The 10,280-nt window shown below is 71.0% G+C and carries 13 protein-coding genes; 9 read left to right on the forward strand and 4 right to left on the reverse strand.

Annotated features, from left to right (window positions below; all coding sequences use genetic code 11):
- Positions 1–170 precede the first annotated feature (170 nt).
- The 3 genes from RDU12_RS07480 (at position 171) to RDU12_RS07490 (ending at position 1,899) form a co-directional block, all read left to right on the forward strand.
- On the forward strand, positions 171–923 hold the full coding sequence (locus RDU12_RS07480) for a CPBP family intramembrane glutamic endopeptidase (protein ID WP_308684364.1): 753 nt from the start codon (positions 171–173) through the stop codon (positions 921–923).
- Complete coding sequence (locus RDU12_RS07485) at positions 920–1,570, forward strand: helix-turn-helix domain-containing protein (RefSeq protein ID WP_308684365.1); 651 nt, start codon at positions 920–922, stop codon at positions 1,568–1,570. Before RDU12_RS07480 ends, RDU12_RS07485 begins: the two co-directional genes overlap by 4 nt.
- An 86-nt stretch (positions 1,571–1,656) precedes the next feature.
- On the forward strand, positions 1,657–1,899 hold the full coding sequence (locus tag RDU12_RS07490; protein ID WP_308684366.1) for a hypothetical protein: 243 nt from the start codon (positions 1,657–1,659) through the stop codon (positions 1,897–1,899).
- A gap of 61 nt (positions 1,900–1,960) precedes the next feature.
- On the opposite strand, the gene RDU12_RS07495 is transcribed toward RDU12_RS07490, so the two are convergent.
- On the reverse strand, positions 1,961–2,779 hold the full coding sequence (locus RDU12_RS07495; protein WP_308684367.1) for an alpha/beta hydrolase: 819 nt from the start codon (positions 2,777–2,779) through the stop codon (positions 1,961–1,963).
- A 46-nt stretch (positions 2,780–2,825) separates the two neighbouring features.
- Here RDU12_RS07495 and RDU12_RS07500 point away from each other — a divergent pair, with 46 nt between their 5' ends.
- The 6 genes from RDU12_RS07500 (at position 2,826) to RDU12_RS07525 (ending at position 8,038) form a co-directional block, all read left to right on the forward strand.
- Positions 2,826–3,080: an Lrp/AsnC ligand binding domain-containing protein gene (locus tag RDU12_RS07500; protein WP_308684368.1), complete on the forward strand. Its 255-nt coding sequence runs from the start codon at positions 2,826–2,828 to the stop codon at positions 3,078–3,080.
- A 116-nt stretch (positions 3,081–3,196) separates the two neighbouring features.
- Positions 3,197–4,381, forward strand: a complete 1,185-nt coding sequence (locus tag RDU12_RS07505) for an acyl-CoA dehydrogenase family protein (RefSeq protein WP_300293205.1) — start codon at positions 3,197–3,199, stop codon at positions 4,379–4,381.
- A gap of 3 nt (positions 4,382–4,384) precedes the next feature.
- Positions 4,385–5,503 (forward strand): acyl-CoA dehydrogenase, encoded by a 1,119-nt coding sequence (locus tag RDU12_RS07510; RefSeq protein WP_308684369.1) that lies wholly within the window; start codon positions 4,385–4,387, stop codon positions 5,501–5,503.
- A 76-nt stretch (positions 5,504–5,579) separates the two neighbouring features.
- Positions 5,580–6,878, forward strand: a complete 1,299-nt coding sequence (hmgA, locus tag RDU12_RS07515) for a homogentisate 1,2-dioxygenase (protein WP_300292969.1) — start codon at positions 5,580–5,582, stop codon at positions 6,876–6,878.
- Complete coding sequence (locus tag RDU12_RS07520; RefSeq protein WP_308684370.1) at positions 6,875–7,273, forward strand: hypothetical protein; 399 nt, start codon at positions 6,875–6,877, stop codon at positions 7,271–7,273. Before hmgA ends, RDU12_RS07520 begins: the two co-directional genes overlap by 4 nt.
- Before the next feature lie 39 nt (positions 7,274–7,312).
- Positions 7,313–8,038 carry a DUF1295 domain-containing protein gene (locus RDU12_RS07525; protein ID WP_308684371.1) on the forward strand — a complete coding sequence of 242 codons (726 nt, stop codon included), beginning with the start codon at positions 7,313–7,315 and terminating at the stop codon, positions 8,036–8,038.
- A gap of 48 nt (positions 8,039–8,086) precedes the next feature.
- Here RDU12_RS07525 and RDU12_RS07530 read toward each other — a convergent pair whose 3' ends face one another.
- From RDU12_RS07530 to RDU12_RS07540, 3 genes are all read right to left on the reverse strand, one after another.
- A complete protein-coding gene (locus RDU12_RS07530; protein WP_300291849.1) occupies positions 8,087–8,350 on the reverse strand; it encodes a hypothetical protein in 264 nt (87 codons plus the stop codon).
- Positions 8,351–8,435: 85 nt separating this feature from the next.
- Positions 8,436–9,413 (reverse strand): glucokinase, encoded by a 978-nt coding sequence (gene glk / locus RDU12_RS07535; protein WP_300291850.1) that lies wholly within the window; start codon positions 9,411–9,413, stop codon positions 8,436–8,438.
- A 70-nt stretch (positions 9,414–9,483) separates the two neighbouring features.
- A partial coding sequence (locus RDU12_RS07540) for a dihydroxy-acid dehydratase (protein ID WP_308684372.1) occupies positions 9,484–10,280 on the reverse strand: 797 nt, incomplete at its 5' end.

Here is a 10,280-nt window from a genome sequence, read left to right on the forward strand (position 1 = left end):
GAAGTCTCCCTGATCGGTCCTGACTCGGCCGCCCGGCCGGGCGCGTCAAGGGAGCCGGCTTCAAACCGTGTGAACGGCGGACGCCTCCCGCCGCGCGTCCGTCTGGCCCGGATTGACAAACGCTGCATAAGAAGTGAATATGAATTCATGTTCAGCACTGGAGCCTCGTCATGAGCACCGTTTCCATCCCCTCCGCCGCTTCGGCCCCGCCCAGCGGCGGCCGCCGACTGGCCGCCGTCCAGGTCGCGACAATGGCCGCCCTGGTCTTCGCCGTGTCGTTCGCCCTGTCTCCCAGCGAGGTGGTCGGGGCGGGCTATGGCCCCAAATTGATCCTGCTGGGCCGCATGGCGCTGCTGGTGGCGGCGGCCGCCCTGATGTTGCGCGTCGCGGGCCGCCGCTGGTCGGACGTCGGCCTGCACGCCCCGCGCCGCTGGTGGACCATCCCGGTCGCCGTGGTCGCCGGCTATCTGGCGCTCGGCGCCCTGGCGGGGGCGATGCAGATGGCGATCCTGCCGGCCCTCGGCCTGTCGGGACCGGACCTGTCGGCCTTCACCGCCCTGAGGGGCGACCTGCCGGAATATCTGTTCTGGGCCCTGCCGGTCGCCCTCGGCTCGGCCGCCGTCGGCGAGGAGCTGGTGGCGCGCGGCTTCCTGACCGACCGCATCGCCGCCGTCCTGGGCGGGGCCGCGCCGAACGGGGTCGTGCTGTTCGCCGCCGTGATCCTGCAGGGCGCGCTGTTCGGCGCCTGCCACGCCTATCAGGGACTGGGCGGGGCCCTGCTGACCGGCGCGGTCGGCGTGGTCATCGGCCTGGTCTGGCTGTGGAGCGGCCGCAATCTGTGGGCCGCGATCATCCTGCACGGACTGGTGGACTTCGTTAGTATGACGGCCTTCTACACCGGAGCCGTCGGAGGGGCCTCTTGACCATCGAGCCGGAAGGCCCGCGTCCGCCGCGACAGAAGCGGAGCGAGGCCACCCTCGCCCGTATTCTCGGGGCGGCGAAGACCCTGCTGGCGACGCGGGACCTGGACGACATCACGGTCGAGGACATCGCGCGCGAGGCGGGGGTGTCGGTCGGGGCGCTCTACACCCGCTTCAAGGGCAAGGACGAGCTGCTGACCCATCTGCTGGACGCGACCCAGCGCGAGCAGCTGGAGCGGCTGGAGGAGGTGCTGGCGGCGGAGCGCTGGGCCGGGGTCGACCTGGCCGGGCGGCTGGACTGGCTGGTGGAGACGTTGCAGGCCAGCGCGCGGGCCAACCCGGGGCTGATCCGGGCGGTGTTCGGGCGGCTGCTGTCGCAGTCGGCCGCGCTGAACGCCGGGCCGGCGGCGCTCAACGCGCGCAGCGTGGCGCTGATCGCCGACTGGCTGCTGGCGGCCCGGGATGGGGTGACGGCGCCGGATCCGCAGGCCGCCGCGGCGACGACCACGGCCTGGCTGTCCTATTCGGTGCACATGGCGATGCTGTACGAATTCGCCTTCCCGGGACAGGACGGAGAGACGGTGGCGCGCGAGCTGCGGCGCGCGGCGCTGGCGGCGCTGCGGCCGCAGGGTCGGGTTCGGGCCGTGTGAGGATCGCCGGAACCGAACCGGCGGCGCCGGCCTTTTCCAACGGTCAGGCCCGCCGGCTGGGTGGGCGCAATCGCTGGAGAGACCCGATGAACACCCTGACACGCCTCGCCCTCGTCGCCGCCTTCGCCGCCGCGCCGCTGGCCGCCTGCACTGAGCCGGAGGCGGAGAACGCCGCCTACGAGACCGGCGAGGCGGCCGAGAACGCCGGCGCCGAGGTCGCGGCCACCACCGAGAACGTCGTCGAGGAGACCGGCGACGCGGCGCGCGACGTCGCCGCCGAGACGGAGGAGACGGTCGACGAGGCCACGACCACGCCGGAAGAGCGCTAGACGAACGCCTGCGCCCTGGCGCTAAAGGGGCAGGTCCGGAGGGGCCGGCCCCTTTTGGTTTTCAGGCGCCACGGGCGAGGCCGGCGATCCGCTTCACCAGGGCGCTGTCCTTGTCGAACAGGGGGTCCAGGACGGTGAAATGGTTGAGGCCGGGGAGGGCTTCGTAGCGGGTCTCGACGCCGCGGGCGCCCCAGAGGTCGGCCATCATCTTCGACTGGCGCAGGAACTCCGGGCTCTCGTCGGCGCCGACGACGCAGTCCAGCACCGTGCCGCCGGGGGTGGAGCCGTCGGGGACGGGCCAGTGGACGGGCGAGAGGGCGGTGGCCTCGGCCGCGTCGAGGCGCAGGGCGACGTTCAGCGAGGTCGGGATCAGGGGGGCGAGGTCGAAGACGCCGCTGATCGCCACGGCGGCGGAGGCGCGGCCCTCGCTGAGCAGGCAGGCCGCCATATGGCCGCCGGCGGAGTGGCCGAAGACGACGGGGCGGGCGCCGGTGCGGGCGCGGACGGCGTCCACGGCGGCGCGGACCTGACGCAGGATATGGCCGAGGCGGACGGCGGGGGCGAGGTCGTAGGAGGGGATGGCGAGGCTGACGCCATGGGCGTTGAGCGCCGGGGCGAGGCCGGAGAACCAGCTCTTGTCCAGCGCCTGCCAGTAGCCGCCGTGAAGGAAGACGGCGACGGGGGCGTCCTCCCCGGCGGAGAACAGGTCCATGACCTCGCGCGCGCCGGGACCCCAGGCGATCTCGATGGGCGGATGGGCGGCGCGGGCGGCCTCGGCGGCGTCGCGCCAGCGCTGCATGACGGCCGGGTGATCCGGCACGCGGGCGCGGTTGTTGTATTCGGCTTCGAGATCGATCGCCGCTTCGCCCTTACCCGCCACGCTGTCATCCGCTAGAGGAAGCCCTCGAACCTGAGGGACCGCCGCCATGATGACCGCCATCTTCGTCTTCATCAAATGCGAGCTGGGGCACGCCAACGACGTGGCGGCGGACATGGTCGACAATGTCGAATACGTCTCGGAGGTCTATTCGACCTCGGGCCAGTACGACCTGCTGGCCAAGTTCCAGCTGCCGAAGGACATGGACATCGGCACCTTCGTGACGAAGTCGGTGCAGACCCGGGCCAACATCCGCGACACCTTCACGGTGATCACCTTCTCGCCGTTCCTGCCGACGAAGTAGGTGGGGCCGGCAGCCCCTCCACCGCTGCGCGGTCCCCCTCCCCATGAAATGGGGAGGAGACGCTGACGCTACGTCATCGCTGAATCGCTGCTAACGTCCCGGCGACGGAGGCGCACATGACCGATCTCGATACCTTCCGCGCGGAGACGCGGGCGTGGCTGGAGGCGAACTGCCCGGCCGAATGCCGCGGGCCGGTGGCCAGCGACGAGGAGCGGGTGTGGGGCGGCCGCAACGCGGTCTTCCCGACCCCGGCGCACAAGACCTGGCTGGAGCGGATGGGCGCGCGCGGCTGGACCGCGCCGGAGTGGCCGACCGAATATGGCGGCGGGGGGCTGAGCCGCGAGGAGGCCAAGGTGCTGGGCTCGGAGATGCGCCGCATCGACGCCCAGGCGCCGCTGGCCAGTTTCGGGGTGTGGATGCTGGGGCCGGCCCTGCTGGCCTTCGGGACCGAGGAACAGAAGCAGCGCTTCCTGCCGGAGATCGTCCGCGGCGAGATCCGCTGGTGCCAGGGCTATTCCGAGCCGGGGGCGGGGTCGGATCTGGCGGCGATCCAGACCCGGGCCGAGGACAAGGGCGACCACTGGATCGTCAACGGCCAGAAGGTGTGGACCTCCTACGCCGACAAGGCCGACTGGATCTTCTGCCTGGTGCGGACCGATCCCGAGGCGCCCAAGCACCTGGGCATTTCCTTCGTGCTGTTCGACATGGCGACGCCGGGCGTGAGCACGCGGCCGATCACCCTGATCAGCGGCAAGAGCCCGTTCTGCGAGACCTTCTTCGACGACGTGCGGGTCGAGAAGGCCAATCTGGTCGGGACGCTGAACCGCGGCTGGGACGTGGCCAAGGCGCTGCTGGCGCACGAGCGGACCATGATCGGGGCCATGGGCGAGATCGCCGGGGGCCGGCCGGTCGGTCAGGTGGCGACGGGGTCGATCGGGCTGGACGCTGACGGGCGGCTGGACGAGCCGATGCTCCGGGCCCGGATCGCCGAGCTGGAGGTCGATGCGGCGGCGTTCAAGCTGGCGCTGGAGCGGACGGGCGACCTGGCCAAGGCCGGACAGGCGCATCCGGCCATCGCCTCGATGCTCAAATACTACGGCTCGGAGCTGAACAAGCGACGCCATGAGCTGCTGATGGCCGCCGGCGGCGCGGAGGCGCTGGAGTGGGAGGGCGAGCGGTCGCGCGACGGGGCGACGGCCCGCGACTGGCTGCGGACCAAGGCCAATTCCATCGAGGGCGGGACCAGCGAGGTCCAGCTGAACATCATCGCCAAACACCTGCTGCAGCTGCCGGGAGCCTGATGGATGCCGCTGATCCTGACTGAAGAGCAGACGATGTTGAAGGCAGCCGCCGACGGCTTCCTGAACGAGAAGGCGCCGATCGCGCACCTGCGCAAACTGCGGGACAGCCGAGACGCCGACGGGGTGTCGCGCGAGCTGTGGCGGGCGTTCGGGGAGATGGGCTTCGCGGGCGTCGTCATCCCCGAGGCGCACGGCGGCTCGGGGCTGGGCGCGGTCGAGGCCGGGGTGGTGGCCGAGGCGCTGGGGCGGACCCTGACGCCGTCGCCCTTCATGGGCTCGGGGGTGCTGGCGGCGACGGTGCTGAAGGGCGGTTCGGACGAACAGCAGGCGGCGTGGCTGCCGCGGATCGCGGCGGGCGAGGCCATCGTATCGCTGGCGGTGGACGAGGGACCGAAGCACGCGCCGGCGCGGATGACGACCATGGCCGAGCGATCGGGCAATGGCTTCAGGCTGAACGGGGCCAAGGGCTTCGTGCTGGACGGCCATGTCGCGGACGCCCTGATCGTGGCGGGGCGGACGGCGGAGGGCATCGGTCTGTTCCTCGTCGATCCGTCCACGGACGGTGTGACGGTCGAGCGGACGGTGATGGTCGATGCGCACAATGCGGCGCGGGTGACGCTGACCGATGTCGCGGTCGATGCAGACGCCCTGATCGGTTCGGTCGAGGGCGGCGAGGCGCTGCTGGAGGGGGCGCTGAACCTGGGACGGGCCTGCGCGGCCGCGTCGCTCACCGGGGCGGGGGATCAGGCCTTCCAGACCACGCTGGACTATCTGCGGACGCGCAAACAGTTCGGCAAGCTGATCGGCGAGTTCCAGGCGCTGCAGCACCGGGCGGCGCATCTGTTCAGCGAGATCGAGATCGCCCGGGCGGCGGTGATGGGGGCGCTGCAGGCGCTGGACGCGGGCAAGGACCACGCGCCGCTGGCCGTGTCGGTGGCCAAGGCCAAGGCCGGCCGCGTGGCTGAGCTGGCGGTTCAGGAGGCGGTGCAGATGCACGGCGGCGTCGGCATGACCGACGAGTTCGACGTCGGCCTGTTCATGAAGCGGGTCCGGGTGCTGAACGAGCTGCTGGGCGACGCCGGCTTCCATCAGGAACGGATGGCGCGAAGCCAGGGGTTCTGATCGCCCTCCGGTATTTCCCCGGGGTGGCGAGGGCGGACGGCGACCGCTAAACCTCCAGACAGGGAGACCACGCACCATGACGACTCGCGCCAACGCGCCTGCCTATATGCCGGGCTTCGGCAATCATTTTTCGACCGAGGCCGTCGCCGGCGCCTTGCCCCAGGGCCGGAACTCGCCGCAGCGGGCGCCGATGGGGCTGTATGCGGAGCAGCTGTCGGGGACGGCGTTCACGGCGCCGCGCAGCGAGAACCGGCGGTCGTGGCTGTACCGGCTGAGGCCGTCGGCGCAGCACCCGGCCTACAAGCCGTTCCCGCAGGGGCGGGTGCGGTCGGGGCCGTTCCACGAGGCGCCGCCGTCGCCGAACCGGATGCGCTGGGATCCGCTGCCCATGCCGGCCGAACCGACCGACTGGGTCGAGGGGCTGGTGACCTATGGCGGCGCCGGCGATCCGGAAGCCCTGTCGGGCATCGGCATCCACCTGTATGCGGCCAACCGCTCGATGGTCGACCGCGTGTTCTACTGCGCGGACGGGGAATTGCTGATCGTCCCGAAGGCGGGACAACAGGCCTTTGTCACGGAAATGGGACGCATTGACGCCCGCCCCGGCGAAGTGGTGGTCATTCCGCGCGGCGTGCGGTTCAAGGTCGAGTGCGACGGGCCGATCCGCGGTTATGTCTGCGAGAACTACGGCGCGGCCTTCCGCCTGCCGGACCTCGGGCCGATCGGCGCCAACGGCCTGGCCAATCCGCGCGATTTCGAGACGCCCGTCGCGGCCTTCGAGGACGTCGACCGCCAGACCGAATGCGTGCAGAAATTCGGCGGCCGGCTGTACGCCACCACCTTCGACCACTCGCCGCTGGACGTGGTCGGCTGGCACGGCAACTACGCGCCCTGCAAATACGACACGGCGAAATTCAACACCATCGGCACGGTCAGCTACGACCACCCGGACCCGTCGATCTTCACGGTCCTGACCTCGCCCAGCGATACGGCCGGCGTGGCCAACTGCGACTTCGTGATCTTCCCGCCGCGCTGGATGGTGGCCGAGGACACCTTCCGCCCGCCGTGGTTCCACAGGAACGTGATGAGCGAGTTCATGGGGCTGGTGACCGGCGAGTACGACGCCAAGGAGGGCGGCTTCGCCCCGGGCGGCGCCTCGCTGCATAACTGCATGAGCGGGCACGGGCCGGATCAGGCGTCCTACGACAAGGCGGTGGCGGCGGACCTGAAGCCGGTAAAGATCGAGAACACCCTGGCCTTCATGTTCGAGACGCGACTGCCGATCCGCACCACGGAATGGGCGCAAACCTCGCCGACCATGCAGCTGGACTATGATGACGTCTGGACCGGGTTCGAGAAGGGACGCGTGACATGAAGCGCTTCGTGATGCTGGCGGCCCTGTTCGCGGCCGCCTGCCAGCCGATGCCGGTCGAGGGCGGCCAGGCCGACCTGGCGCAGACCGCGCCGGCGACCCAGACGGCCGCGACCCAGACACCGGCCGACGAGGCGGCGGCCTGCGCCGCGCGCGGCGGCAAGATGCTGCCGCAGGGCCGGATGCAGACCCTGCAGTGCCTGGTCTCCTACAGCGACGCCGGACAGCGCTGCACGGACGGCGACGACTGCCAGGGCGGCTGCCGGATCGAGGACGTGGCGAACGCCCCCCGCGCGGGCGCGGCCGTGGTCGGCCAGTGCCAGGCCACGAGCAGCCCGTTCGGCTGCTACACCCCGGTCGAGAACGGCAAGGCCGAAGCCGCGATCTGCGTCGACTGACCGGATGCATCCGGGCGCGAAACCGGGCGTTCCCGCCTCATGAACCTGGCTGAGATCGCCGCCCTGCTGGGCCTGAACCTTGGCCTGTTGCTGGCGACGATGACCGGCCTGTGGGCGCTGTCGCGGCCGTGGAAGGGGACCGGCTTTATCGATGCGGTCTGGCCGTTGGCGCTCGCGGCGCCGGCGGCGACGACCTTCCTGCTCGTCGATGGCGATCCGGTCCGGAAAGGGCTGCTGCTGTGGCTGGTGACCCTCTGGGCCGTGCCGCAGGCGTGGCGTCGGTTGAAGCCGCCGGCGCGGGCGGCGTCCGATGCGCGCTACGCCGCCGTGGCGGAGGCGCAGGCGGCTCGCCGGGGGTGGAGCCGGGATCGTACGCGACTGTTGCTGTTCTTCCTGCCGCAGGGCGCGCTGGCCTGGCTGGCCTCGACGCCGGCGCAGCTGGGGCAGGTCGACTTCCTGCCGGCGGTGGGATGGGTCGGGTGGACCGGCGCCGTCCTCGCCGTGGCCGGCATCGGTCTCGAGGGGCTGGGGAGCCTGAGGCTGGCGAAGCGCCCGTCCGCCGATCCGTCATCGTTCCGCGGCGCGCGACTGTGGCTGCGACGGCCCGACTATCTGGGCGACCTGGCGGTCTGGTGGGGTCTGTTCCTGATCGCCGCCGAGACCGGAGCGGGCCGGGCGTCGGTGCTCGGACCGATCTTCCTCACCGTCCTGCTGGCCCGCTGGGCGAAGACGGAAAACCCCCGCCGCGTGAGCGACGGGGGCTGACCGTTCGAAGGGGTCCGCCGGGTTCATGAACCCCGGCGGTTGACCGTCTTACTGACCCGGGTTCGCATCCGAAGGCGAGGTGTTCGGGGTGTTCTCGGTGGTCATGCCGCCGTCGGCGTTGCCGGCTTCCTGCTCGATCCGGTCGGCTTCCGCGTTGAGGGCGGTTTCTTGCGCCTCGGTCGGAGCGGCGGCGGCCTGTTCTTCCAGGGCGTCGGCCTGAATCTCGGCGGACTTGTCGGCGGCGCTTTCACCGCAGGCGGCGACGCCGGCGAGGGCGAAGGTGGCGGCGGCGGCAATGATCAGTTTACGCATGGGATGCTTCCTTCCAGAGTGGAGCCTCCATAACGCCGCCCCTCACGATGGGTTCACGCGTGCGTGATGATTTTTTCGAAACCCGTCATCCGGCCTCGGCGAAGGCCACCCGGGCGGCGCCCAGCAGGGCGGCGTGTTTGTGCAGGATCACGTGCGTGGGGATGGCCGCCATGTAGTCGGTGAACCGGCCCTTGCGTTCGAACCGCTCGCGGAACGGGCTGGCCTGGAGGAAGGGCAGGATGCGCGGGGCGATGCCGCCGGCGATATAGACCCCGCCCCGCGCCCCGGTGGTCAGGGCGATGTCCCCGGCCACGGCGCCGAGGATGGCGCAGAAGCGGGCGAGGGTGGCGCCGCACGGGCTGCGCGGATCGGCCATGGCCTCGGTGGTGATCTGGGCCGGGTCGTCGATCTGGGTCTCGCGGCCGTCGATCTCGGCCAGGGCGCGGTGCATGTTGAGCAGGCCGGGCCCGCAGATCAGCCGCTCGATCGAGACCCGGTCGTAGCGGCGGCGAAGGATGCGCAGGATTTCGTCCTCAACCGGATCGCCGGGCGCGAAACAGGCATGGCCGCCCTCGGACGGCATGGCCATCTCGCGGCCGTGGAAGTCCCGGATCAGGGCCGAGACGCCGAAGCCGGTGCCCGGGCCGAGCACCGCGATGGCCGACTCCGGGTCGCCTTCCTCGGGGCCGCCCAGCGAGGCGAGCTGGTCGCGCGGGACCGCGGGCGCGCCCCAGGCCAGGGCCTCGAAATCATTGATCAGACGCACGGGACTGAGGCCCAGCGTCGCGAGCTCTTCCTCCGAAACCCGCCACGGCGAATTGGTCAGGTCGATGGCGCCGTCGGTGACCGGTCCGGCCACGGCGATGACGCCGGAGGTCGGCTTGATTTCGCAGCCGTCGACATAGGCTTTCACCCCGCCGAGGAAGGTCGGGTGGTCGCGGCCCTTGAAGCTCTGGTGGTGCTCGAGCACCGGCTTGCCGTTGACCATGTGGGCGATGGCGAAGCGGGCGTTGGTGCCGCCGACGTCGCCGACCAGAAGCGTCTTGTCCCAGGCGAGGGTCATATCGTTTCCCTATCGTTCGCCGCGCGTCCCCGCCTGCGCGGGGATGACGGGCTCTCTGCTCGAGGGAGCGTCATGCGTCGACCGCCCGGTCGACGATGTTGGGGTCGGGCGGGCTGTCGCTCCAGGCCGTCGCCACCGGGGGACCGGTAAAGCAGACGGAGGCGCCTTCCTCGGCGGTCGAGACGACATGGCGGAAGGCCCCGAACAGTTCGCGGCCGTAGCCCCAGGCCGAACCGCCGGCGTGCTCCGGCGAGCGCGTCGCGGCGGGGCGGGTCGAGAGGTCGACACCGACGGTGGACAGGACGCCGGCCTCGGGGTCGAGGCGGATGAGGTCGCCGTCGCGGATCCGGCCCAGCATGCCGCCGGCGAGGGCCTCGGGCGAGACGTGGATGGCGGCGGGCGTCTTGCCCGAGGCGCCGGACATGCGGCCGTCGGTGACGAAGGCGACCTTGAAGCCCTTGTCCTGAAGCACGCCGAGGGCGGGCGACAGGCTGTGCAGTTCGGGCATGCCGTTGGCCTTCGGGCCCTGGAAGCGCAGGATCACGACCACGTCGCGGTCGAGCTGGCCGTCCTTGAAGGCCTGCAGGGCCTCCTCCTGGGTCTCGAACACGGCGGCGGGGGCTTCGACGACGCGGTTCTCCGGCTTGACGGCGGAGACCTTGATGACGGCGCGGCCGAGGTCGCCCTGGACGAGACGCAGGCCGCCTTCGCGGTCGAAAGGATCGGAGGCGGGACGGAGTATGTCCGTGTCCAGACTTTCGGCGACGCCGTCGCGCCAGACCAGTTCGCCGTCGACCAGCGACGGCTCCTGGAAATAGTGATGGATGCCGGGGCCCATGATGGTCCGGACGTCGGAATGGATATTCC

The sequence above is a fragment of the Brevundimonas sp. genome (assembly GCF_031082345.1).
In the GTDB taxonomy this organism is placed as follows: Bacteria; Pseudomonadota; Alphaproteobacteria; order Caulobacterales; family Caulobacteraceae; genus Brevundimonas.